Source organism: Demequina sp., from assembly GCF_016278775.1.
GTDB lineage: Bacteria > Actinomycetota > Actinomycetes > Actinomycetales > Demequinaceae > Demequina.
This window is the reverse complement of the sequence record NZ_JADQBF010000004.1, coordinates 18,784-43,622: the sequence shown is the minus strand read 5'-3', so window position 1 is coordinate 43,622 and position 24,839 is coordinate 18,784. Positions and strand designations below refer to the sequence as shown.

At 66.4% G+C, this 24,839-nt stretch carries 20 protein-coding genes; 11 read left to right on the top strand and 9 right to left on the bottom strand.

Features of this window, described 5'->3' with window-relative positions; translation table 11 throughout:
• Positions 1-3: 3 nt before the first annotated feature.
• The 4 genes from QZZ33_RS00455 to glgX form a co-directional block, all read right to left on the bottom strand.
• Positions 4-2,001 (bottom strand): alpha-1,4-glucan--maltose-1-phosphate maltosyltransferase, encoded by a 1,998-nt coding sequence (locus tag QZZ33_RS00455; RefSeq protein ID WP_291377498.1) that lies wholly within the window; start codon positions 1,999-2,001, stop codon positions 4-6.
• Between the two features lie 90 nt (positions 2,002-2,091).
• Positions 2,092-3,069: a UDP-glucose 4-epimerase GalE gene (galE, locus tag QZZ33_RS00450; RefSeq protein WP_291377497.1), complete on the bottom strand. Its 978-nt coding sequence runs from the start codon at positions 3,067-3,069 to the stop codon at positions 2,092-2,094.
• A gap of 30 nt (positions 3,070-3,099) precedes the next feature.
• Positions 3,100-4,257: a galactokinase gene (gene galK / locus QZZ33_RS00445; protein WP_291377496.1), complete on the bottom strand. Its 1,158-nt coding sequence runs from the start codon at positions 4,255-4,257 to the stop codon at positions 3,100-3,102.
• 193 nt (positions 4,258-4,450) lie between these two features.
• On the bottom strand, positions 4,451-6,610 hold the full coding sequence (gene glgX, locus QZZ33_RS00440) for a glycogen debranching protein GlgX (protein ID WP_291377495.1): 2,160 nt from the start codon (positions 6,608-6,610) through the stop codon (positions 4,451-4,453).
• A 64-nt stretch (positions 6,611-6,674) separates the two neighbouring features.
• On the opposite strand from glgX, the gene QZZ33_RS00435 reads away from it, so the two are divergent.
• The 3 genes from QZZ33_RS00435 to QZZ33_RS00425 all read left to right on the top strand — a co-directional run bounded on the left by QZZ33_RS00435 (position 6,675) and on the right by QZZ33_RS00425 (position 11,797).
• Positions 6,675-7,469 carry an electron transfer flavoprotein subunit beta/FixA family protein gene (locus QZZ33_RS00435; protein WP_291377494.1) on the top strand — a complete coding sequence of 265 codons (795 nt, stop codon included), beginning with the start codon at positions 6,675-6,677 and terminating at the stop codon, positions 7,467-7,469.
• On the top strand, positions 7,466-8,425 hold the full coding sequence (locus QZZ33_RS00430) for an electron transfer flavoprotein subunit alpha/FixB family protein (protein ID WP_291377493.1): 960 nt from the start codon (positions 7,466-7,468) through the stop codon (positions 8,423-8,425). Before QZZ33_RS00435 ends, QZZ33_RS00430 begins: the two co-directional genes overlap by 4 nt.
• Before the next feature lie 327 nt (positions 8,426-8,752).
• On the top strand, positions 8,753-11,797 hold the full coding sequence (locus QZZ33_RS00425; RefSeq protein WP_291377492.1) for an ExeM/NucH family extracellular endonuclease: 3,045 nt from the start codon (positions 8,753-8,755) through the stop codon (positions 11,795-11,797).
• A gap of 184 nt (positions 11,798-11,981) precedes the next feature.
• Here QZZ33_RS00425 and QZZ33_RS00420 read toward each other — a convergent pair whose 3' ends face one another.
• Complete coding sequence (locus tag QZZ33_RS00420; protein ID WP_291377491.1) at positions 11,982-12,809, bottom strand: oxidoreductase; 828 nt, start codon at positions 12,807-12,809, stop codon at positions 11,982-11,984.
• A gap of 64 nt (positions 12,810-12,873) precedes the next feature.
• On the opposite strand from QZZ33_RS00420, the gene QZZ33_RS00415 reads away from it, so the two are divergent.
• Positions 12,874-14,025 (top strand): cysteine desulfurase family protein, encoded by a 1,152-nt coding sequence (locus QZZ33_RS00415; protein ID WP_291377490.1) that lies wholly within the window; start codon positions 12,874-12,876, stop codon positions 14,023-14,025.
• 76 nt (positions 14,026-14,101) lie between these two features.
• Positions 14,102-15,187 carry a tRNA 2-thiouridine(34) synthase MnmA gene (gene mnmA, locus QZZ33_RS00410; protein WP_291377489.1) on the top strand — a complete coding sequence of 362 codons (1,086 nt, stop codon included), beginning with the start codon at positions 14,102-14,104 and terminating at the stop codon, positions 15,185-15,187.
• A gap of 10 nt (positions 15,188-15,197) precedes the next feature.
• Here the strand turns inward: mnmA and QZZ33_RS00405 are convergent, their stop codons facing one another.
• The 3 genes from QZZ33_RS00405 to QZZ33_RS00395 are packed head-to-tail and all read right to left on the bottom strand — an operon-like array spanning position 15,198 to position 17,022.
• A complete protein-coding gene (locus QZZ33_RS00405) occupies positions 15,198-15,950 on the bottom strand; it encodes a hypothetical protein (RefSeq protein WP_291377488.1) in 753 nt (250 codons plus the stop codon).
• On the bottom strand, positions 15,947-16,825 hold the full coding sequence (locus tag QZZ33_RS00400; protein ID WP_291377487.1) for an ABC transporter ATP-binding protein: 879 nt from the start codon (positions 16,823-16,825) through the stop codon (positions 15,947-15,949). The genes QZZ33_RS00405 and QZZ33_RS00400 overlap by 4 nt, the downstream gene beginning before the upstream one ends.
• Positions 16,822-17,022 (bottom strand): PLD nuclease N-terminal domain-containing protein, encoded by a 201-nt coding sequence (locus QZZ33_RS00395; protein ID WP_291377486.1) that lies wholly within the window; start codon positions 17,020-17,022, stop codon positions 16,822-16,824. The genes QZZ33_RS00400 and QZZ33_RS00395 overlap by 4 nt, the downstream gene beginning before the upstream one ends.
• 389 nt (positions 17,023-17,411) lie before the next feature.
• Here QZZ33_RS00395 and QZZ33_RS00390 point away from each other — a divergent pair, with 389 nt between their 5' ends.
• The 6 genes from QZZ33_RS00390 (at position 17,412) to QZZ33_RS00365 (ending at position 24,252) form a co-directional block, all read left to right on the top strand.
• Positions 17,412-18,707 (top strand): ABC transporter substrate-binding protein, encoded by a 1,296-nt coding sequence (locus QZZ33_RS00390; RefSeq protein ID WP_291377634.1) that lies wholly within the window; start codon positions 17,412-17,414, stop codon positions 18,705-18,707.
• A gap of 78 nt (positions 18,708-18,785) precedes the next feature.
• Positions 18,786-19,811 carry a sugar ABC transporter permease gene (locus QZZ33_RS00385; protein WP_291377485.1) on the top strand — a complete coding sequence of 342 codons (1,026 nt, stop codon included), beginning with the start codon at positions 18,786-18,788 and terminating at the stop codon, positions 19,809-19,811.
• The gene (locus tag QZZ33_RS00380; protein ID WP_291377484.1) at positions 19,811-20,662 is read left to right on the top strand and encodes a carbohydrate ABC transporter permease; all 852 of its coding nucleotides are present in this window, start codon (positions 19,811-19,813) and stop codon (positions 20,660-20,662) included. The genes QZZ33_RS00385 and QZZ33_RS00380 overlap by 1 nt, the downstream gene beginning before the upstream one ends.
• Positions 20,663-20,731: 69 nt before the next feature.
• Entirely contained in the window at positions 20,732-21,754 is a 1,023-nt protein-coding gene (locus tag QZZ33_RS00375) for a LacI family DNA-binding transcriptional regulator (protein WP_291377483.1), read from the top strand.
• Between the two features lie 112 nt (positions 21,755-21,866).
• The gene (locus QZZ33_RS00370; protein WP_291377482.1) at positions 21,867-22,697 is read left to right on the top strand and encodes a phosphatase PAP2 family protein; all 831 of its coding nucleotides are present in this window, start codon (positions 21,867-21,869) and stop codon (positions 22,695-22,697) included.
• 25 nt (positions 22,698-22,722) lie between these two features.
• Complete coding sequence (locus QZZ33_RS00365; protein WP_291377481.1) at positions 22,723-24,252, top strand: amidohydrolase family protein; 1,530 nt, start codon at positions 22,723-22,725, stop codon at positions 24,250-24,252.
• Positions 24,253-24,367: 115 nt separating this feature from the next.
• Here QZZ33_RS00365 and QZZ33_RS00360 read toward each other — a convergent pair whose 3' ends face one another.
• Positions 24,368-24,808, bottom strand: a complete 441-nt coding sequence (locus tag QZZ33_RS00360; protein ID WP_291377480.1) for an Hsp20/alpha crystallin family protein — start codon at positions 24,806-24,808, stop codon at positions 24,368-24,370.
• Positions 24,809-24,839 lie beyond the last annotated feature (31 nt).

Genomic DNA, 24,839 nt, shown 5'->3' with positions numbered 1-24,839 from the left:
TGCTCACGGCCGCACCGTGGCCACGTGCACCAGGGTCTGCGAGGGATCGAGGCGCACAAAGAACTCACGGCCCCAGGTGTAGGTGGCTCCGGTGATCGCGTCCAGGACGTGAATCGGATCGTCGTCTTCTTTGCTGATCGCACTCATGTCGAGAGTGACGATCGCATCGTTGATTGCATGCGGATCGAACGACGCCACCACCACGACGGTGTCTGCTCGCCCCTTGGGCGACTCGTTCGCAGGCACGTGCCGGGTGAAGCACAAGATGTTGGGGTTGGTGGTGCGGTGGACGGTGAGTCCGCGCAGTCTGCGCAACGCCACGTGATCCGACCTCAATGAGTTGAGCGTGGTGAGCAGCGTCTGCATTCCATGCTCATCCGCCTTCGACCAGTCGCGCGGCTTGTACTCGTACTTCTCGTTATCGATTTGCTCCTCGACGCCAGGCCTGGCCACCGACTCGACAAACTCGTAACCCGTGTAGATGCCGTAGGACGGCGCACCCGTGGCCGCGAGTGCCGCGCGCATCTTCCAGTACGGAGGCCCTCCGCGCTGCATATCGGGGGTGAGGATGTCGTGGGTGGTCGGCCAGAAGTTGGGACGCATGTAGAACGACGATTCGCCAGCAAGTTCCTCGAGGTACTCACCCATCTCCTCTGCAGTCTGGCGCCACGTGAAGTAGGTGTAACTCTGGTGGAACCCGATCTTGGCGAGGGTGTGCATCATGGCCGGGCGCGTGAACGCCTCTGCCAGGAAGATGACGTCTGGACGCTCCTGCGCGATGTCCTTGAGCAGGCGCTCCCAGAACGTCAGCGGCTTCGTGTGAGGGTTGTCGATGCGAAACAGCGTGACGCCCGCGTCGATCCAGGTCTTGAACACGCCTCGCCAGGCGTGGTAGACCCCTTCTGGGTCATTGTCGAAGTTGAAAGGGTAGATGTCTTGGTACTTCTTGGGAGGGTTCTCCGCATAGGCGATGGTGCCGTCTGCCCGAGTCGTGAACCACTCCGGGTGCTCGTCAAGCCAGGGGTGGTTGGGCGAGGCGTTGAGCGCCACGTCGAGAGCGACCTCCAGCCCTAGGTCCCTGGCGTGCGTCACGAAGTTCTTGAATGACCGCATCGTCCCCAGGTCGGGGTGAAGAGCGTCGTGCCCGCCGTCCTCCGATCCGATCGCATAGGGGCTGCCTGGGTCGCCAGACGCCGCCTCGAGCGCGTTGTTGCGGCCCTTGCGGTGGGTGGAGCCGATGGGATGAATCGGCGTGAGGTAGACGACGTCGAATCCCATGTCGGCGATCGCAGGCAAGCGCTTGGCCGCGGTGGCAAAGGTGCCGGAGGTCCACTCGCCCGTCTTCTTGTCTTGCTTGGCGCCTTCCGACCGAGGGAAGATCTCGTACCAAGCCGACACCAGGGCCTTCTCGCGTTGCACGAGCAGCGGGTACTCCGCCGACGTGGTCACCCACTCCCTCAGCGGCGCCTTCGCGAGCGTCTGCCTCACCTGGTCGGACAGCGCCGCTTCAAGACGCGCCTCTGGGGCGAGTTTCCCATCCGTGAGCGCGGCGATCGCGTCGGTGAGGTGTTGCTTGGACGCGGCGCCTCTGCGCACGGTGTCCCTGGCGCGCGTGAGGACGTCTACGCCTTCGGCGAGCATGAGTTGAACGTCAACGCCCGCGTGAATCTTCACTTCGGCGGCGTGTACCCACGAGCCGACAGGGTCCGACCATGCCTCCACTCGGAACGAGTGCATGCCCTCGTGAGTGGGAATGAAGACCGCCTTGTACAGCGAGTTTCCCCAGTCGTCTTGAGGCATCGGCATGGTGTGCTGCTTGCCGCTTGGGTCGGTCACGACCAAGGTTGCACCCTCGGCGTCGTGGCCCTCGCGAAAGATTGTCGCCGTCACGGGGACGGCCTCTGCTACGACGGCGCGAGCTGGCCAACGTCCTTCTTCAAGGGACGGCTGGACATTGACGATGGGGATCCTGCCGACGGACAACTCCTGGCTTCGCTCCATGTCACGAACCTACTCGGGAAAGTGTCGGCGTCCAAGGCGGGCGGTTGCCACGCTGGCGTGCATGCCGCAGGGCGCACGCCTGGCGCGAGGTCACTCCCGCGGGAGCGCCTCCCACGCGGTGCGCACCATCTGCTCGATCGTGAACCGCGTCTGCCACGCGAGGTCGCGGGCGGCCAAGTCTCCTGCCGCGACGATGCGTGCCGGGTCGCCAGCGCGGCGCGGACCGATCAAGGGTTCAGTGGTGATTCCCGTGACATCGCGCATGGCGTCCACGATCTCGCGGACGGAGGTTCCTGCCCCCGAACCAAGGTTGTAGACCGGCTCCACGGCGCGCCCCTCGTCCAACGCGCGCGCCGCCTCCACGTGGGCTTCTGCAAGGTCAGCCACATGGACATAGTCCCGCACGCACGTGCCGTCTGGCGTGGCGTAGTCGTCTCCGTTGATTCGAGCGGGCTCGCCGCGCAGGAGCGTGGCGAACACCTTGGGAAACAGGTTGTGAGGGGAGACATCGTAGATATCGGGCCGTCCCGAGCCGACGACGTTGAAGTAGCGAAGGCTCGTGGCCGCGAGGGGCGCGTCGGAGGAGGCCGTCGCTGTCACCTGGTCGCGGATGAGCCACTCGGCCACGAGCTTGCTCTCGCCGTAGGGGCTTTCAGGGCGGCACGGAGTGTCTTCGGTGACGACCTCGGTCTCCGGCGTTCCGTACACCCCGGCCGACGACGAGAAGACGAGGCCGCCGACGCGGGCCGCCGCCATCGCATCGAGCAAAGTGGCGGTGCCGGAGACGTTTTGAAGGTAGGTGTGGGTGGGGTACTTGACCGACTCGCCCGCGTACTTGTAGCCAGCGCAGTGAATCACTCCTGAGCAACCGTGCGCAGAAAGAGCCGATGTCAGCGCCTCGGCGTCAAGGATGTCGCCCTCGACCCACGCGGCGCCTTCCGGCACAAACTCTGTGCGGCCGGTCGACAGGTTGTCGTAAGCCACGGCCTCGAAGCCCGCCTCGAGAAGGGCTGACACCACGTGAGCGCCAATGTATCCGGCGCCGCCGGTGACGAGCCACGCGGTCACGACTGCATTCCAGGGGGCTCGGCGCGAAGGCTACTGATCACGACGTGCTCCTTCAGAGGGGGTCACGATGAGCACTGCGGGTGTGGCGAACCCGCGATCGCTGGCTGCGGCATGTACCAACTCTGTCAGGTTGTGCACTTGGGTGGCAGGCAGGAGCGCCACGGCCGAACCGCCAAATCCGCCTCCGGTGAGCCGCGCGCCCACCGCGCCCGCCTCCATGGCAGTCTCGACCGCGAGGTCGATCTCGGGGACGGAGATCTCGAAGTCGTCCCGCATCGAGGCGTGGGAAGCGAGCAACAGCTCACCGATGGCCTCTGGGCCAGAACTGGCCAGTGTCTCGACCGTGTCGAGCACCCGCGCATTCTCCGTCACGACGTGGCGCACCCGCCTGAAGGTCTCGTCGTCGAGAATCGCCTCGGCCTTGGCGAGGTCTGCGACTGTGAGGTCCCGCAGAAAGGGCACGCCCATCGCTCGCGCACCCTTCTCGCAGGCCTCGCGTCGCGAGGCATAGCCGCCGTCCGCGTGAGCATGCTTCACCGTGGAGTCGATCACCAGCAACGCGAGACCGCTGCGCTCCAGGCTCAGAGGCACCGCCCTTGTGCTCAACGAGGCGCAGTCGAGCAACACGGCGTGGTCGGCCTGTCCGAAGAGCGACGCGACCTGGTCCATGATCCCGGTGGGGGCGCCGATCGCGCCGTTCTCCGCCAGCTGCCCAGCCTTGGCGAGAGCCATCCGGTCGAGACCGAGTTCCCACAGGTCGTTGAGGGTCACGGCGACGGCCGACTCGAGTGCGGCAGACGATGACAGGCCAGCGCCGAGGGGGACGGTGGAGTCTATGAGGATGTCGACGCCGGGGGCGCGGGACAGGTCGTGACCGGAAGCGTGCAGCGCCCACGCGACGCCCAAGGCGTAGCCAGACCAGCCTTCGAAGCGCGCTTGGTCGAGGTCGGCGATCGCGACCGCGTGCCGCGTCGGCTGAGCCGTGCTGGCGACGCTCACCACGCCTGTGCCATTGACGCGAGCGGCGCACCACGTTCTGTCGTCAATGGCGAAGGGGAGAACGAGGCCGTTGTTGTAGTCCGTGTGTTCGCCGATGAGGTTGGCGCGGCCGGGAGCGGACCAGACGCCGGTCGGGGGAGTGCCGTACAGCGTCGTGAAACCCTCGACGAGGCCAGGGGGAATCGTCATGGTGTGCCGTGACGTGTGGCGAGACTCCACTCCGCAAGCGTCCTCGCCGGCACAACTGGCTTCAGCATCGCGGTGTGGCCCCCTTGCATCCGGTCGAAACGCACCAATGTTAACGTTCAACTTTCAGAATACACCAACGGTTTGAGGTAGCTGCCGCGTGCCAGCAGGGGTGCTGCGAGCGGGCAATCGCGTCCTAAACCGCGCTGACGTACAGGCGCATCGACATGGCGCGCATCTCGGTGGTGGAGCCAGGGGCCACGAGGTCCTCTGTGTGCTCCGCTGGGCTCTCCCAGGCGGAGTCCCACGCCAGGTTCCACAGCGCGCCGTCGTCGTCCGGAATCGTGACGAAGGCGCTATCGCGCGAGCCGTTGATCACCAAGAGGGAGTCCGCCTCTTCGGGGTTGGACAGCGACCGCATGAACTGCACCACGCGGGTGGACGGGTCTTCCCACCAGTCCTCGTCCTCGTGTTCTCCACTGATGGTGAACCACGCGGAATCCGCCCGCAGGTTCTGATCGCGGGGATCCTCGTCGACTCCGTCGTAGAACCGTTCGGGGCGCAACACCAGGTGCTTCTTGCGTAGCGCGATCAGGTGGGCGACAGTGTCCTGCAACTCGTGTTGCCACGGCTTCAGGTCCCAGTCGAGCCACGAGATCTCGTTGTCTTGGCAATACGCGTTGTTGTTGCCGCCTTGGGTGCGTCCCATCTCGTCGCCCGCCACGAGCATCGGCGTCCCTGCCGACAGCAGCAGCGTGCCAAGGAGGTTGCGCAGGGAACGCCTGCGAGCCGCCAGCACCTCAGCGTCGTCCGTCTCGCCCTCCGCGCCGTGGTTGTACGACCGGTTGTCGTCGGTGCCATCCCTGTTGTGTTCGCCGTTGGCCTCGTTGTGCTTGTCGTTGTACGCCGTGAGGTCGTAGGCAGTGAAGCCGTCGTGTGCCGTGACAAAGTTGACCGACGCCATGGGGCCGCGCATCCCGTGCGGGTCGGTGTGGCTGAACAGGTCGGCGGATCCAGCGAGTCGGGTGGCAAGTTCGGGGGCGGTGGCGTGATCCCTGGTGCCCACCTTGCCTGCGCCGAACGTCAGCCAATACGAGCGGACATAGTCGCGGAAGCGGTCGTTCCACTCCGTCATCGGCATGGGGAAGTTGCCCACTTGCCAGCCGCCAAGCCCGATGTCCCAAGGCTCGGCGATGAGTTTGGCAGCGCCGAGCGAGGGGTCCGTCGTCAGCGCCACGAGGAACGGGTGGTCGGTGGAGAATCCGTTCATGGTGCGGCCCAGCGTGACCGCCAGGTCAAAGCGGAACCCGTCAACGCCCATGACCTCCGTCCAGTAGCGCAGCGAGTCGAGGGTCATCCTGATGACCGCTGGCCGCGAGAAGTCGAGAGAGTTGCCGGTGCCAGTGACGTCGTCGTAGTGCTGGGGGTTCATGGGGCTGTGGCGGTAGTACGCGAAGTTGTCGAGGCCGCGCCAGCTCACTACGCGGTCGCCCCAACCGCCCTCCATGGTGTGGTTGTAGACCACGTCGAGGATGACCTCGATGCCGGCAGCGTGCAGCAGGTCAACCATCCCGCGGAACTCGTCCCGCACGGCGTCGGGACCAGCGGCGCGGGCCTTCTCGGTCGCATACGGCGCGTGCGGCGTGAAGAAGTTCATCGTGGAGTAGCCCCAGTAGTTGGACAGGCCGAGGCCTTCCAGGTGAGGCTCCGACGCGAAGGCCTGTACCGGCAGCAGTTCCACCGAGGTGACGCCCAGTTCGGTGAGGTGCGCGATGCTGGCGGGGTGTGCCAGGCCCGCGTACGTGCCTCGCAACTCCTCGGGGATCCCTGGCATCGTCTTGGTGAAGCCCTTGACGTGCGCCTCGTACACCACGGTGTCTCGCCACGGCGTGCGTGGCTTGGGGTGCTGGAAGGGGGACTGCGGATCCCCGACCACCACGGAGCGCGGAGTGAACGGCGCAGTGTCCGTCCCGTCGCGATTCGACCTCAACGCGCTGGCCCCCGGAGCGGTCATGGGTGCCACGTGGCCATCGAGCCCGCGCCCATAGGGGTCGATCAGCAACTTCGCGGGGTTGTACCGGTGCCCGCGCTTGGGTGCCCACGGGCCCGATGCCCTGAAGCCATACCGTTGGCCAGCCTCGATCCCGGCGACGAACCCATGCCACACGCCGTGGTCGGGACCGTTGAGCGAGAACCGCGTCTCGACGTCGTCGGTGAAGAGGCACAACTCCACGGCCGACGCGTGGGCAGCCGTCACCGCGACTGAGACCCCACCTTCGACCAGGTGAACTCCCAGTCGGAATCGGTCGGGCGAAGGGGGGACGGGAGACGTATTCGCCGAGGGGACAAGTGCCATGGACCCATTGTGCAGTAGCGGGCCGACGGGCGAGGCGCAGGCGCGAGCCCGTTAGTCTTGGCCCATGCGCATCGTGGTCACTGTGAAGTTTGTCCCCGACCTGCAATCGCAACGCTCGTTCACCGACGGCACCGTCACCCGCACAGCGGAAGACGGCACCATGAACGAGCTGGACGAGAACGCGGTCGAGGCGGCACTGCAACTGAGGGAGTCCCTCCCAGAGGGCGAGGGCGAGGTCTACGCCGTCACGGTGGGCGGCGCCGACGCCGTGGCCGCCGTGCGCAAGGCGCTGCAGTTGGGCGTCGACCATGCGGTGCACGTGAGCGACGAGTCCATCGCGGGCTCCGACGTGTTCGGGACTGCCCGCGTGCTGGCCGCTGCCGTGCACCAGATTGAGAAGGACGGCCCTGTCGACCTTGTCATCACCGGCATGGCCGCGCTCGACGGACTCACCTCGATGCTGCCGACCGCGCTCGCGGCCGAGCTCGACATCGCCCAACTGACCCTCGCGTCGTCCCTGACCGTGGCGGACGGGACCGCGACGATCGAGCGGCACATGGCAGATGCGCACGAGACCGTGACGGCCCCGCTGCCGGCGCTCGTGTCGGTGACCGACGAAGCGAACAAGCCTCGCTACCCCAATTTCAAACTCATCATGGCCGCCAGAAGCAAGCCGGTCACCACGTGGTCGCTTTCCGACATCGGCGTGGACCCCGTCCAAGTGGGGGCGATGGCCTCCCGCACCACCGTGATCGACGCCTCGCCGAGGCCGCCCCGCCAGAACCGCGTCACAGTGACGGACAAGGGGGATGGCGGCACTCAGTTGGCCGCCTTCCTCGTGGAAAGGGGGCTGGCATGACCGACGTCATGGTGGCAGTGCTCGTGGAGCACCGCGGCAACGAGATCGCGCAACCCACGCTCGAGACGCTCACCCTCGCGCGCAGCCTTGGCGCCCCGGTGGCGGTGTGGATGGGCGATCAACCCCCCGCAGACCAGATCGAGCGACTGGGCGCGTATGGCGCCGCAGAAGTACGCGTCGTGGAGGTGGGCGACGGTGCACGTCATGCAGTGACTGCGGCCGCCGCTGTGGGCTCGGCCACCGCCGACGCTTCAGTGGTGCTCATGGTCTCGACGTTCGCCAACAAGGAGATCGCCACTCGACTGGCGCTCGCGACGGGCGCCGGCGTGGTGGTTGACGCCGCGGGTGCGCAGATGGTCAATGGCCGGGTGGAAACCACGCAGACCGTGTTCGCCGCGACCTGGGACGTCCGCACTCGCGTCAATGCCGACAAGGCCGTCGTCACCCTGCGCCCCAACACCACTCAAGCCCTGCCAGCCGAGACGCCAGCAGCACCCGAGGTCGTGTCAGTGATTCCGCTGTTGCCTGAGGTGCGCGAGTCGATGGTCTCGGTGACTCCCGTCGAACGCGAGGATGGCGTGCCGCTGTCAGAGGCGCCCGTCGTGGTCTCTGGAGGGCGCGGCACTGGCGGCGACTACACGCTCGTGCGCGAACTCGCCGACGTGCTGGGCGGGGCAGTTGGTGCCTCGCGCGACGCGACAGACGAAGGCTGGATCAGCCACGAACACATGGTGGGCCAGACCGGCGTGACCGTGACGCCAGCCCTGTACGTGGCGTGCGGCATCTCCGGCGCGGTGCACCATAGGGGCGGCATGCAGGCCTCCGGCACCATCGTTGCCGTGAACATCGACCCTGACGCCCCCATCTTCGAGATCGCCGACTTCGGCGTGGTGGGGGACCTGAACGACGTGATACCGCAGGCGATCGCCGCGATCAAGGCGCACCGCCAGGGCTGATCGCCTTTCCTGGCACGAGGGCCGCGACCAGGTCGGCGCGGCAACCCCGCAGCTCGCCCGTAGCGCACCCGCAGCTCGCCCGTAGCGCACCCGCAGCGCACCCGCAGCTCGCCCGCGGCCACCGAAGTCACAGTGTGACGTGGGCTGGGTTGTGTTGTCCCCGGTGCTGCAGGTCCAGCCATGCGGAGCCTGTGACTTGTGTCGCGCGGTGGCCCGCCGCACTGTTGTCCAGCGGTTTTCACCCAACGTTCATCCGCTCGCCGCGCACTCTTGGGCCTCAGGGCCTACCGTGAGTACGGAAGTACAAAACGGACATAAGGAGTCGTTGTGCGCTCGACACTTGCCGCCCCCATCGGATTGCTGTCGCTCATCGGAAGTGTGATGGTGGCGCTTCCCGCCACCGCCGAACCGGCCACGGAACTGTTCCTCTCTGAGTACATCGAGGGAAGCTCCTACAACAAGGCGATTGAGGTCTACAACGGCACAGGCGCCGACGTTGACCTCGCACCGTACGTGCTGACGCAATACTCGAATGGCAACACCTCGGCGAGCCTCACGTTGGACCTGACGGGCACGCTCGCAGCCGGCGACGTGTACGTGGTGGCGCACTCGAGCGCCGATCCCGCGATCCTCGCGCAGGCAGACCTCACCACCGGCGCTGGCCTCTTCAACGGAGACGATGCACTCGTCTTGAGCAAGGACGGCGTCACCGTTGACGCCTTCGGCCAGGTGGGCGTTGACCCCGGCTCCGAGTGGGTTGGAGGCGGCGCGAACGACACCTTGCGCCGACTGCCAGGCATCTGCACGGGAGATACCGACGAGACGAACGCCTTCGACGCCTCCGTTGAGTGGGAGGCCTTCGCTTCCGACACGTTCGACGGTCTCGGCTCTCACACCGCCACGTGCACAGGCGACGGCGGAGACGGCGGAGATGGCGAGACGCCCACGGTGGCGGCCATCCACGACGTCCAGGGCGCTGGCGCCTCGTCGCCGATGGTGGGCGAGTTGGTGACCGTCGAGGGCATCGTCGTCGGCGACTACGAGGGCCCCAGCCCTGCCCTGCGCGGCTTCTACCTGCAGCAGTCGGACGCCACTGTTGACGCCGACCCCGCCACGTCGGAGGGCATCTTCGTCTTCAACTACAACAACGACGACGTTGACCTGGGCGACGTCGTGGAACTCACCGGAACGGTGGGCGAGTATCAGGGACAGACGCAGATCAGCTCCGTGACTGCGCTTGCGGTAGTCGACACAGGCGCCACGGTGACGCCAGCGACCGTGACCCTTCCCTTCGCGTCGGCCGATGCCGCCGAGGCGTTTGAGGGGATGCTCGTGACCTTCCCGCAAGACTTGTACGTCACCGAGTACTACCAGCAGGGACGCTCTGGTGAGGTGGTGCTGAGTTCGGGCGCGAGGCTCCAGCAGCCCACCGCCGTGGCCGCACCAGGCGCCCCGGCCCAGGCGATCCAAGCGGCGAATGACCTCAACCGCATCACGATCGACGACGCGACCAACGCGCAGAACGCCGACCCGATCTTTGGTGGCGGCGGGAACCCCCTGACGGCGAGCAACCCGTTGCGTGGCGGGGACACCGTCACCGACCTGGTGGGCGTCATGACGTACACGTGGGGCGGCTACTCCAGCTCGCCCAACGCGTACCGCGTGCGGCCGGTGGGCGACCTGAGCGACACCGGGCTGGTGCCAGGAGGCGTCGTTCCCGTGTTCGCTGCGGCGAACCCGCGTCCCACCGAGCCGGAAGACGTGGGCGGCAGCCTCAAGGTGGCGAGTTTCAACGTCCTCAACTACTTCCTCACGCTCGACTCCTCCGGCAACCAGTGCGGACCCGTGGGCTACGAGGATGACTGCCGCGGCGCGGAGACCACCGAGGAGTTTGAACGCCAGCGCACCAAGCTGCTGGAGGCTTTGCAGGCGCTCGACGCCGACGTGATCGCGCTCATGGAGATGGAGAACACTCCAGGCGTGGACCCCGCAGCTGACCTCGCGGCTGGCCTCAACGCGGCACAGGGGATCACTGGCTGGGAATCGATCGACACGGGAGTGCTCGGCACCGACGTGATCCGTGTGGGCCTCATCTTCCGCGGGGACCTCGTGCGGCCTTCCGGGGACTTCACGGTGATGGACTCCTCCGTGGACCCGCGCTTTGACGACACCCGCAACCGGCCGTCGCTCGCACAGACCTTTGTGCAGATGAACGGCTCTGAGCACGTCACGCTCGTGGTCAACCACCTCAAGTCCAAGGGCTCGTGCCCTGGCGACGGATCGGCAGACGACAACGCCGGTGATGGCGCTGCCTGCTGGAACGCGACGCGCACCGCGGCCGCCGAGGCGCTCGTCGACTGGATCGACGCTGGCCAGGCAGGCAACGGCGACCCCGACGTCGTCGTCATGGGAGACCTGAACGCCTATGCCAAGGAGGACCCGATTCAGACCTTCATTGACGCTGGCTATGCGGATCTGAGTCTGGGCAACTACTCGTACGTGTTCGACGGCCAGTGGGGCTACCTCGACTACGCACTCGCGTCGCCGAGTCTGCAGCCGCAGGTCACCGGGGTGACGGAGTTCCACATCAACGCCGACGAGGTGCCGGTGCTGGACTACAACACCAACTACCAGAGCCCCGCACAGATCGCGTTGCTGTACGCGCCCGACATGTACCGGACGTCTGACCACGACCCGATCCTGCTGGGACTGGACCTCGACTCGGGGGTGACGTTCGCGGTCACACCAGACGTCGTCACCGGGCCGGAGCACTCGCTCGTGGACGTCGACGTGACTGCCGCGGGCCCCGACAGCGCCCCGTGGACGGTCGAGATCATCAACGCCTTCTCAACCCAAGCGGACGACGGCATGGCCGCAGGCGACCTGCCTGGCGACGCGACCATCGTGGACGGCGACACGGCTCGATTCCGCGCCGAGGAGTACGGCGCAGACGAGCGCGTGTACGTCATGTACGTCGAGGCGGTCGGCCCGAACGGCGAGCGCGTGTACCGCGCGCTCGAGGTGCCCGTCGAGGTGGAACCGGCGGCGCCCACATGCTCCGTGCAGTCGTGGACCCACTCGTGGTGGGGCGGGGGCTTCGTGACCACCATGCTGGTGCGCAACCTCACCGACGAGCGGATCAACGGGTGGACTCTTGACTACGACATGAGCCCTGGCGCCAGGATCTGGCTCGGGTGGAATGGGAACATCACGCAGACGGGCAACGACGTGTCAGTGAGCAACGCGTTCTACAACTCCACCATCTGGCCTGGCTCCGCGCGTTCATTCGGCTACCTCGGCACTCACCGCGGCAGCGCAGAGCCCGTGGGCCCCTTCATGCTGAACGGCCAACAGTGCGAGGTCATCGGCTAGCAACTGCGGATCCCGTCCGAACCCGGCCCCGCCCGGACCGGCCTGAACAGTTCTGACCGTTTGGCCTCGCGACACGCCGACGCGGCTACCCCTGCGTCGGCGTGTCGCGGCTGGTTTCGGTTCGCACTGTTCGGCGGGCGGAGTCGAGGCGGGCGCGGGCAGGGCTGTGGGCCCCGGCCGCCGCCTACTCTGGGCGGTCGACGGAACGCGTGAGGTCCTCCCACGCGTCCACCTCGGCCGCGAGCCGCTCGATCTTGGTGCGCGTGCCAGCGAGGGCGTGGGCGCCAGCGATGAAGTGCAGGGGCGGCTCAGGCGCTTCGACCAGGGCAAGCATGGCGTCGGCGAGGGCCTCGGGCGATCCCGGCTGGTTTCCAGGGAGATTGTTGATGCGGTCCCAGAACGGCACCATCACCTCCGCGTAGTCCGCCATCACGGCTTGCTTCTTCTCGCCTGACGGGATCCACAGGGAGCGCACCGGCCCTGGCTCGATCAGGGTGACCTTGATTCCCAGGTGCCCCACCTCGGCGGCGAGCGCCTCCATGAAGCCAGACACCGCAAACTTGGTGGCGCAGTAATAGCCGAGGCCAGCCGAGCCGCGCACGCCAGCGATCGAGGACACCGTGAGGATGTGGCCCGCGCGGCGCTTGCGCAAGTGGGGCAGGAGGGCGGTGGTCACGCGCGCCGCGCCCCAGAAGTTGGCCTCCATCATGGTCCGCACGTCGTCGGCGTCGGACTCCTCGATGGTCGAGAAGTAGCCGACGCCCGCATTGTTGACCAGCACATCGATGTGTCCCACGCGTTCCAAGGCGGCCTCGACCGCCGACGCGACGGAGGCGTCGTCCGTCACGTCAAGCGGAAGTGCCACGACGCTGTCGGGGTGAGCGGCCACGAGGCCTTCGAGCGTCTGGGGACGGCGCGCCGTTGCCACGACGGTATGCCCTGCGCTCGCGACAGCCTCCGCGGCGGCGCGGCCGATGCCGGTGGAGCAGCCGGTGATGAACCAGGTGGCCATGGGGTTCCTTTCGTGGGGCTGAGTTGTCACGCTACCGGTGGTGACCGCCGCCTACCATGGTCGCGTGCGCCACTACCTCGATCACGCCGCGACGACGCCGATGCGACCCGTCGCACGTGAAGCGTGGCTCGAGGCCTCGCATCGGGTGGGAAATGCGTCCAGCCTGCACGCGTCGGGCCGCTCGGCGCGATCGCTCCTCGAGGACGCTCGCGAGCGGATTGGCGCGGCGCTGGGGGCGCACCCGACCGAGGTGATTCTCACGTCGGGCGGCACGGAGGCGAACAATCTGGCCATCAAGGGAGCGTTTTGGGCCCGGCGTGCCAAGGACCCTGCCCGCACCCGCATCGTGACCACCGCTGTGGAGCATCACGCGGCGCTCGATCCGGTGCGGTGGCTCGCATCCCAGCAGGGCGCGGTGGCCGCGGAACTGCCGGTCGATGCGGATGCCCGCTTGCTGCTTGACTCGCTCGCGGCGGAACTGGACACCCATGTCCACCTCACCGCGCTGGTCTCAGTTCAAGGCGTCAACAACGAGGTGGGGACCGTCCAGCCCGTGGCGGAGGCGGTCGCGCTCGCGGCCGCACAGGGCATCCCGGTGCATTCCGACGCCGTCCAGGGGATCGGGCACGTGCCCTTCGACTTCGCGGCCAGCGGCCTGGCGACCGCGGCGGTGAGCGGACACAAGGTGGGTGGACCGGTGGGGGTGGGCGCGCTGCTCGCGCTCAGGGACGCCGCGCTGTCGCCGCTCACGCACGGGGGAGGGCAGGAACGCAGGCTGCGGTCGGGGACGGTCGACGTTGCGGCCGCGTGGGCATTCGCCGCGGCGCTCGACGACGCGGTGAGCGGGCTGGATGCCGAGGCTCAGCGTGTGGCGGCTTTGGGGGAGCGGCTGGCACGGGCGCTCGCGTCGGCGTCTCCCGGCGCGGTCGTTCACGGACCAAGCCAAGGCGCCCCCCACATCGTCCACGCGATCATTCCCGGCGCGTCGTCGGAGGCCCTGCTGGTGGCCCTCGACCTTGCCGGAATCGAGGTGTCGCCGGGCGCGGCCTGCACCGCGGGAGTCGTGGAGCCGAGCCACGTGGTGCTCGCCATGGGCGGGCCGGAGGAGCACGCGCTGTCGACGGTGCGGTTCTCCCTGGGGTGGAGCTCGACGGACGCCGACGTTGACGCGGCCATCGACGCGCTCGCGGGCGCCGTCGCTCAGGCGCGACGCTAGCGATCCGCGTCGCCCGCCGCACGCCGTCGTCCGACGTACCATGGTCGAGTCCCCAGTCGTACCTTTGGAGTTCCCCATGCGCGTCCTTGCTGCCCTGTCAGGCGGAGTCGACTCCGCCGTGGCTGCCGCGCGCGCCGTGGATGCCGGCCACGACGTGATCGGCGTGCACATGGCGCTCAGCCGCAATCGCGACGAGTACAGGTCCGGCTCGCGCGGATGCTGCTCGATTGAGGACAGCAACGACGCGCGACGAGCTGCGGACAAGCTGGGCATCCCTTACTACGTGTGGGACCTCAGCGACGAGTTCCACGACCTCGTGGTGACCGACTTCCTGAACGAGTACGCAGCCGGCCGCACCCCCAACCCGTGCGTGCGCTGCAACGAACACATCAAGTTCGACACGCTGCTGGAGCGGGCGCAGTCGCTCGGCTTCGACGCGGTCGCCACGGGCCACTACGCGCGGGTGGTGATACGCGACGACGGTGTGCGCGAGCTTCACCGCGCGGCCGACGCCGCGAAGGACCAGTCGTATGTGCTGGCCGTGATGGGGCCGGAGAAGTTGGCGCGCGCGATGTTCCCGTTGGGGGAGATCGCCACCAAGTCAGAGGTGCGGGCAGAGGCCGCCGCGCGTGGGCTGGGCGTGAGCAATAAGCCCGACTCTTACGACATCTGCTTTGTGGCCGACGGCGACACCAAGGGCTTTCTTGAGCGCGCGCTGGGGGAGAAGCCAGGCGAGATCGTGGACGAGGCTGGCGAGGTCGTCGGCGCCCATAGTGGTGCGTACTCCTACACGGTGGGCCAGCGCAAGGGCCTGCGCCTGCCGCGTCCCGCCGCCGATGGCGCGCCCCGCTACGTGACAGGAATCGACACCGATCGCAACGTGGTGACGGTCGGTCCCGAGACGCTCCTGAGCGTGCGTGAGTTGGTGGGAGAAGACGTGGTCTGGTTGGCGCCAGACGTCGACGCGGCAAGCCCGACGCCGTGCCTCGCGCAGGTCAGGGCGCATGGCGATCCGGTCGCTGGCCGTGTGGTGCGCACGGGTGACCGCGTGACGGTTGAGCTTGATGAGCCGATGCGTGGTGTGGCCGCAGGCCAGTCGCTCGTGATCTACGACGGCACCAGGGTGCTCGGCCAGGCGACCATCGCGAAGCGCGAGCGCTGACGCGCGCGCCTCACCTGTCCCGCCTCCCGGCCCACGCGAACGCGAGCCACACGAGCAAGGCGGTCGCGACCACCGTCACGCCGAGCGCAGGCCAGTAGTCGTCCATCGTGCCGCCACCCGGCAGGTCGGCGAGAGCGTTCGCGAGCGACGTGGGAAGCCATCGCGAGATGGCGGGTGCGAGTCCCAGCAGCGGCATGGACACGAGGATCACCAACGACGTCATGACGGTGCCGAGCACCGTGCGCATTCTCTGCGCCACCGCCCCGGTGAGAGCCACCACGAATGCCAAGAACACCACCCCGAGCGCCGTGCCTCCGAGCACCGGCCCCGCATCGAGAGGTCCGATGAGCACCGCCGTCTCGTACCACGCCGTGCCCGCGCCAAGAATGAAGGCCGCAGAGGCCGCGAGGAATGACACCACCAACCGAGGCACCAGAATCCGCCACGCCGGAGTGACCCTGGTGCGCAGGAAGACGCCCATCTCGGGGATCGCATCGAAGGCCAGCGCGCCTGCGGCGACGATGACGACCACCAGAGTGCCGATCTGCACGGCGTTCGAGACAAACTGAATCATCCCGTCGGCCGGGACAGGGTCGGGTGCCGTGATCACCATGCCATCTGAGGAGCCGACGCTCGACAGGATTTGCTTCATGTAGCGCGCGGTCAAGGGCCCGATCATGCCGAAGACCACGTAGACGGCCGCGAGGGCCACCCACGTGCGACGACGCTTGAGCCTCAACCACTCCAATTTCCACAGCGTCATGACGTCAACTCCAGAAACGCGCGTTCGAGCGAGACGGCCTCCGGCCCCAGCGACACGACCGATGCTCCCGCACTGGCTAGGGCGGAGACGAGGCGGTCTTCCGCATCGGCCAGGGAAGCGGCCTCAACCATGACCTCGCCGCCTTCACCGGCCACGGCCGACACCACCCAGGGCTCGCGCGCCAGGGCGGCGGCCACCGCGTCGGCGCCGTCGCGCAGTCGCACCGCGTAGCGCGGTACTGCCCGGCCCACGAGCAACTCGCTGAGCGGGCCCTGGAACAGGAGTCGACCGTGCTGCAAAACGCCGACGGTGTCGCAGACCTCTTGAACGTCGCCAAGGATGTGGCTGGAGAACAGGACAGTCGCCTGACCCCGTAGTCGAGAGATGAGGTCCAGCACCTCGCGTCGGCCTTGGGGGTCGAGGGCTGATGCGGGCTCATCGAGCAGGATCAGCGATGGCCTGGACACGAGGGTTGATGCGATGCCGAGGCGCTGAAGCATGCCGCGCGAGTACCCCCCACAACGCCGCCCGGCGTCGTCGGCCAGGCCGGTGTCTGCGAGCACCTCGTCGATCCGCGCATCGTCCACGGCGGGAGAGGTCAACGTGTGGGCAAGCGCGACGACCTCGCGCCCGGTGAGCCATGGATCGAACTGGGGAGTGTCCGGGAGGACGGCGAAGGTGCCGGGTTCCGCGTCGATCGACACCTCACCTTCGGTGGCAATGCGTAGGCCGGAAAGGATGCCCAACAGCGTCGTCTTGCCCGCGCCGTTGGGGCCAGCGAGGCCGTAGATCGAGCCGGCCGGTACGTCGAGATCCACGCCGTCAAGCGCGGCGTGGGCGCCGTAGCGCTTGACGAGGTTGCGGGTGCGGATCACGTTGAGCTCGCGTCCTTGCCCAACATGAGGTACGCGATGCCGCCCAAGGGAACGGACATGAGACAGATGAGAGCCCAAGCCCACTTGGGAAGGTGCTTGACCTCATGGCGCGAAATATCGATCAGGCAGTACACGATGAACCCGACTGCGACCACGATGATGGGAAGGACTCCCGCCCAGGGAATGTCGGCATTCATGTGCGCTCCTTCATTGGGGTGCCAGGAATCAGCCTATGAGCCGAAAGAAGGCGTTCTTTGGGTTGATCGTCCCACGTGCTGCGGCACCGGAGGGGTCGGGAACAGGCGTCCGACGACTGCCCCGAATGTCGAGCGTTTGCTATCGAAATCTGTCGAACCGGGTCACTTCTTGACGCGTGCGGAGACCGGGAAATGTGTTGGTAACGATTCGATGACGAAACAGGCTCAAGACGCACTTGTCGATTGACACGCCCCCCGCCCAGACCTACGGTTGAGGCGATTCAAGGGAGCGCTCTCACACGGGAGTAGAGCGCTCTCAAGAGTCTGACCACCACCTACTTCACAAGGGAGTGAACGTGAGTCTCTCACGACGCAAGAAGACCCTGGGCATGGCCGCTGGAGCGACCGTATTTGCCCTGACCCTCGCTGCATGTGGCTCGAGCGATCCAGCTGACGACACCACAGAGGCGACCGAGACAACCGAGAACACCGAGCCCGTAACGCTCACGGTTGCCACCTTCAACAACTTCGGCTACACGGAGGAACTGCTTCAGGAGTACATGGACCTGAACCCCCACGTGACCGTTGTCCACAACGTTGCCGCAACGTCGAACGACGCTCGCACCAACTACTTCGCCAAGCTCGGCGCCGGCGGTCTTGCCGACATCGAAGCCATCGAGGTTGACTGGATGCCAGAGGTCATGCAGTACACCGACTTCCTCGCAGACCTGACCGACCCCGAGGTTGAGGGTCGCTGGCTCGACTGGAAGACCGCAGCTGCTACCGACCCCGACGGCCGTCTGATTGCCTACGGCACGGACATCGGCCCGGAGGCCGTCTGCTACGACGCCGCGTTGCTCGAAGCGGCAGGGATGCCGTCCGACCCCGACGAGGTTGCCGCGCTCCTTGAGGGCGACTGGGACACCTACTTCGAGGTGGGCCAGGACTACGTTGACGCCACAGGCAAGGCGTGGTTCGACGGTGCCGGCGGTACCTACCAGGGCATGATCAACCAGGTCGAGGCTGCTTACGAGAACCCGGAGACCGGCGAGATCATCGCTACCGAGAACCCCGAAGTCAAGGCGATCTTCGACCAGCTGACCGCCGTGACGCCGGAAATCTCGGCTCACCTCAGCCAGTGGTCCGACGACTGGTTCGCCGGTCTGGCCACGGGCACCTACGCCACGATGCTGTGCCCCGGCTGGATGCTCGGCGTCATCAAGGGCGCTGCGCCTGACACCACCACGTGGAACGTCGCAGACGTCTTCCCCGGTGGCGGCGGCAACTGGGGCGGTTCGTACCTGACCGTCCCCGAAGCCGGCGACAACGTCGACGCCGCGAAGGCACTGGCCAACTGGCTGACCGCTCCTGAGCAGCAGCTCAAGGCGCTGGCAGCTGCCGGCACGTTCCCGAGCCAGAACTCGGCGCTCGAGGACGAGGCCGCACTGAACGCTGCGATGGCATCGGGCGAAGCCCCGACCAACGCTGAGTTCTTCAACAACGACAGCCTTGGCACGATCTTCTCGAACCGTGCCAACGCCATCGAGGTCTCGCCGTTCAAGGGCGAGTTCTACTTCCAGGTGAACGACGCGATGCAGAACGCTCTGACGCGTGTCGAGGACGGATCTCAGGACCCGACCACCTCTTGGAACCAGTTCGTGACTGAAGTCGAAGGTATCGGCTAAGACGCCACAACGGTCCCGGGCCGCCCCCTCAGGGGGCGGCCCGGGCAACCGCGTCCGCATCTCTCACGAAGGACCTCCATGTCAACCACCATTGCTCCACAAAGCGGCGGCTCGAAAGAGCGTGTACGGCAGGACAAGAGCCAACTGAACTGGCGGCAGCGCCGCGGGCAGTGGGACGTCAAGTATTCGCCGTACCTTTACATAGCCCCCTTCTTCATCGTCTTCGGCGTCGCGGGCCTCTTCCCCATCATCTACACGGCGTTCATCTCGTTACAAGACTGGGACCTGGTCCGCAACTCCGGTGAGTACATCGGTTTCGGTCAGTACAACTGGGTCTTGCACGACCGAGAGTTCTGGATTGCGCTGCGCAACACCTTCTCCATCTTCCTGCTCTCCGCCATCCCGCAGCTGGTCGCCGCCACGGTGATCGCCGCGATGCTGGACCAGAATCTTCGGGCCAGAACGTTGTGGCGCATGGGTGTCTTGCTTCCCTACGTGGTCGCCCCCGTGGCCGTCTCGTTGATCTTCTCCAACATGTTTGGAGACAAGTTCGGTCTCATCAACACGCTGCTCTCGGACATCGGTATTGACCCGATCTTGTGGCACACCGACATCATCCCCAGCCATATCGCCATTGCGACCATGGTGAACTTTCGCTGGACCGGCTACAACGCGTTGATCCTGCTCGCCGCGATGCAGGCCATTCCGCGCGACTTGTACGAGGCGGCGGCGATCGACGGCGCCAAGACGGTCCGGCGCTTCTTCTCCGTGACGATCCCGCAGATACGTCCCACCATGATCTTTGTGATCATCACCGCGACGATCGGTGGTCTGCAGATCTTCGACGAGCCGCGCATGTACGACCAAACCGGTACCGGCGGGGCCAACAAACAGTGGCTCACCATCACCATGTACCTCTACAACATCGGCTGGGGCAAGTTCAACTTTGGTCGCGCCGCCGCAGTGGCCTGGCTGCTGTTCCTGATCATCATTGCGATCACCCTGATGAACAACTACCTCACGCGCCGATTCGTGTCGGGTGAAGACGCCGTCAAGAAGTCGAAGAAGACATCGCTCAAGCTCACAGCAAAGGGAGGCAAGTGATGGCGCGCCGCACGAGAACTAGCATCGGCACGGGGCGTCCAACGCCCTTCGTGTATGCGATGTTGGCCGTCGTCTTGGTTGGCTCTATGTTCCCGTTCTACTGGTCATTCCTGATCGGTTCGGGAGACGCCTCCACCATCTACAGCCAGAACCTTTCTTGGTGGCCGGGCGGAAACTTTCTGTCGAACGCACAGGAGGCCATCAGCAACCCGGCAGTGAACTTCTGGAAGGCGCTGGTCAACTCAATCATCGTGTCGACCGTCACCGCCGCGAGCACCGTCTTTCTGTCCACGCTGGCTGGCTTCGCGTTCGCGAAACTCCGCTTCAAGGGTTCGGGCCCGCTGCTGGTCGCCGTCATCGCGACGATGGCCGTGCCCGTCCAGTTGGGTGTGGTGCCGCTGTACATCGCGATGTCAAAGTTGGGCTGGACCGGCACGCTCGGTGCCGTCATTATCCCGGCACTGGTGACGGCCTTCGGAGTGTTCTGGATGACGCAATACCTGTCTCAGGCATTGCCCACAGAACTCATCGAGGCGGCGCGTGTGGATGGTTGTTCCATGATCCGCACGTTCTGGCACCTGGGCCTCACGGCTGCGCGTCCCGCAGCCGCGATGCTCGCACTGTTCACGTTCACCACTACGTGGAACAACTTCTTCTGGCCGTTCATCGTGCTCGACCAGCAGAACCCAACCCTGCCCGTGGCGTTGTCGCTACTTCAGGCCAACTACTTCGTTGACTACTCTTTGGTGTTGGCGGGCGTGCTCGTCGCCACCTTGCCTTTGCTGATTCTCTTCATCTTCACTGGACGCCAGCTCGTGTCCGGAATCATGCAGGGCGCCGTCAAGGGCTAACAGGATCACGTGGTGACGGGTCGACCCGCCCGAGCGGGGGGTTGACCCGTCACTACGATCAGACGAGAGATGAACATGCGATCCCCCGAAATGCCTCCGGCGCCGACGCTGGAGATGGTGGGCGCTCTTGCGGGAGTGTCACGCGCGACGGTGTCGCGCGTGGTCAACGGTTCGCCGCGCGTTTCCGACGAGGTGGTCCAGGCCGTGCGAGCGGCGATCGTGGAGTTGGGCTACGTTCCCAACCGCGCCGCCCGCTCCTTGGCGAGCAAGCAGGCGCATGCCATCGCATTGGTCGTCCCGGAAGACATGTCGCGACTGTTCGGCGACCTCTACCTCGCGTCCATCATCGGCGGGATTCACAACCGGCTCGAGGCGTCCGACTACGTGCTCAACTTGATGGTCGCGTCCACTCAAGCCGACGGCAAAACCATGCGGTATCTCCAAGGCGGGAACGTCGACGGGGCGATCGTGATCTCCCACCACACTGACGACACGTTCTTGTCGACGCTGACGCAAACACTGCCAGTGGTGTTCGGTGGACGGCCGGCAGTGCGCGTGACGGGCGGCCACGTGGTGGACGTGGACAACGTGGCGGGCTCGCGCACGGGTACCGAGCACCTCATCAGCAGGGGTCGACGCCGCATTGCGACCATCACGGGACCGCAGACGATGCCGGGTGGCATCGACCGCCTCACTGGCTTCCTGGCGGCGCTGGCGGACGCTGGGCTTGAGCCGGGGCCGATTGTTGAGGGCGATTTCACGTTGCGCAGCGGCACGGAGGCGATGCGCGAGGTGCTGCGCCAAGACGCTGCCATCGACGGCATCTTTGTCGCGTCCGACATGATGGCTGCCGGCGCCATGACGGTGCTGCGATCGAACGGCATGACGGTGCCGGATGATGTGGCAGTAGTCGGCTACGATGACTCCGCGGCGGCTCTCACCACGGACGTGCCGCTCACCACCGTGCGGCAACCCTCAGAAATGATGGGTGTCACCATTGCGAGCATCCTCATCGATGTTCTCAACGGTGTCGAGGCTCACCCTCAGATGACCCTTCTTCCGACGGAACTCGTCGTACGATCTTCCGCGTGACCTAGGCGGCCTACGCGGCCCATAGCTTTCCAAGACCCGGCGGCGCACATGAGCGCCGCCAGCCATACAATTCCCAGGGGAAAGCCCTGCGACAACTACAGTGGGGGACGACATGAGTACCGACGAGAGCCGATCCGTGGCCCCGCCACGCGCGTCTTCTGACTCCCTGAGCGATCTCACGCTGGCGTCCGAAGCGGAGGCAGGCGGCACTGCGTCGTCACTGTGGCGTCGGCATCGTCCTTGGATGACCGAGATCGGCCTCATCATTGGCCTGTACTACCTGTATTCGGTGATGCGTTCTGCATCCCCCGATCGTGTGTCGGTCGCCATGTCGAACGCCAATCTTGTGGAAAACGCGCAACGCGCGGTGGGACTCGACATGGAATTGGCCCTCAACCAGCTGTTCGTGAGGAACCAGTGGCTGGCGGATGCCGCGAGCTATTGGTACCAGATCACGCACATGGTGGTCACAGCAGGAGTCCTGCTGTGGCTGTGGCAAAGGCGCCGTGAACACTACGGTGCGCTGCGCACTTCGCTAGCGCTGCTGATGGTGTCGGGGCTGGCCACCTACTGGCTCTTCCCCCTGGCGCCGCCGCGTTTCGCTTTGCATGGCACGGTTGACACGATGGCTGCCAACCCCGTGCTCTTCGCTGGCCAAGAGAGCGTGACCGGCTTGGCGAACCTATACGCCGCGATGCCGAGCCTTCACGTGGGTTGGGCGGTGTGGTGTGCGCTCGCGGTCGTCATGACCACACGAAGCCGCTGGTGGAACCTCGCGTGGCTGTATCCGCTGACCACCACATACGTGGTGATCGGAACCGCGAACCATTACTTGCTGGACGCGGTCGCTGGCACGGTGTACGCAGTAGGCGCGTATGCAGTGGCGCGTTCCGCGTACGCACGTGCGGCCGCCGCACCCGCGACAGCGCAAGCGGGTATCTGACGCACACGGCGCCTAGGCTTGCGCCATGAAGCCACCGCTCCTCACGCTCATCGGCGCACGGTTGTGGTCAGACCCAGCGTTCCCTCGGGACGCGACGGTGCCCGACCCGGCCGACGTGACGATCGGGGCGGAGGGCCGCGTCGCCTCGATCACGCCGACGGGGACTGTACCGCCGTCCGGCGGACGCGTCATCGACCTAGAGGGACGATGGCTCATGCCGGGCCTCGTGGACCATCACGTCCACTTCACGATGTGGGCGAAGCACCGGGGCCGTGTGGGTCTGGCTGGCGCGCGGTCTGCCGATGAAGTGGTTGACGTGGTGCGCGGCGCCCTCGTCGATCACCCTGTGCTGAGCCTGGCCGACGTCGAGCCGCTGGTGGGAAGCGGATACCAGGACGCCCTGTGGCCGGAGCCTCCCACGGCAGCCATGCTCGATGAGGTCGCGGTCCATGTGGGCCAATACGGTCGCCCCATTGTGCTCATCAGTCACGACATGCACTCGGTGTGGATCAACACGGCCGCAGGGGAACGGTACGGCTTGCCGGCGGGCCTGTTGCGCGAGAATGCCGCATTCGAGGCGCAGATCTTGCTTGAGGCCGAGGAGATGGCAGATCCCCGCCGCATCGAGGTGTTGGTGTCCGACGCGGCGTTGGCTGCCGCAGCGCGCGGCGTCACCGGCATCATGGACCTGGAGATGGCCGACAACCCTCTGGTGTGGGCAAGCAGGGTCACGGGAGGCATCAAGGCGCTGCGGGTGGTTGCTGGCGTCTACCCGCACCATCTCGCGGAGTCTCTTGCCCGCGGAGAGCGGACGGGAAAGCGGGTTCCCGGCACCAAGGGCCAGGTCACGGTGGGGCCGCTCAAGGTCTTTGCCGACGGGGCGCTCAACACCCGCACGGCGTGGTGCTTCGACTCCTACCCCGGCACGTCCGACTTTGGGCACGCCGCTCAGGCCCGTGGTGACCTTGAGAGGATCCTGGCCGACGCGCGAGACGTCGGCTTTGATGTGGCACTGCATGCGATTGGCGACCGCGCCGTGTCAGAGGCGCTCGACGCGTTTGCGGCGAGTGGCGCCGGGGGCTCGGTCGAGCACGCCCAGATGGTGAGGGAAGCGGACGTCGCGCGCATGGCGGCGCTCGGGATTGCGGCGGGCATCCACCCAGAGCACATGCTTGACGACCGCGAGGTGATGGACGTGTTGTGGCACGGCAGGACTCAGCGGGCGTTCCCGTATGGAGATTTGGCGCGCGCGGGGGTGCAACTCCGGTTGGGGTCGGACGCGCCAGTGTCGCCGCTGGACCCGTGGCTCGGCATCTCCGCGGCCGTGCACCGCACTCGCGACGAGTCGCCCGCGTGGGAGCCAGGCAATGCCCTCGACATCGGCACGGCGCTCACTTCCGCGTGGGCGTCACCTGCGGTGCGACCGGGCGTCCAGGGGGATCTGGTGGTGCTCGACGCTGACCCTTCCGAACTGGATGCCGCGGCGCTGCGCGAGATGCCGGTTGCCCTCACCGTGTTGGGCGGCCGCGTCACGCACGAGGCCTTCGACTCTTAGGGCACCCGCTCCGGCGGAGCCACTCCCAAGGCAAGCGAAGGGGCCGGGCACTCGCATGCCCGACCCCTCGCTGGGGCGAGACCGACGCGCCGAGGCGCGCGGCATCACCCTGGCCTTAACCGGTGGTGACCTCGATGCGGCGCGGCTTGGCCGATTCGGCCTTGGGAACCGACACGGTCAGCAGCCCGTCCTTGAAGCCAGCCTTGATGCCAGCGGGGTCCACCCGGTCGGGCAACCGGACCGCCCGGTGGAACGTGCCGAACCTGCGCTCCACACGCCGGAACTTGTCGGCGTCCTTGTCCGCGTAGAAGTCGCGGGACCCGGAGACGGTGAGGACGTTCTCCTCGATGGACACATCCACGTTGTCGGCGGGAACGCCGGGCAGTTCGACGTGCAGGGTGAAGCCGTCTTCCGTCTCTTCGACGTCGAGCGCGGGGCTGAACGCGCCTGTCAACGAGGCGTCGGCGTCTCCAATGAAGGTTCTGACGATGCGCTGGAAGTCGTCGTTCCATGGCGCGGTCGCCGGGACTGTGTTGCGGACGAGTTCTCGTCTCATGATGATCCTCCTTGCAGTGGGTGATGCGGAT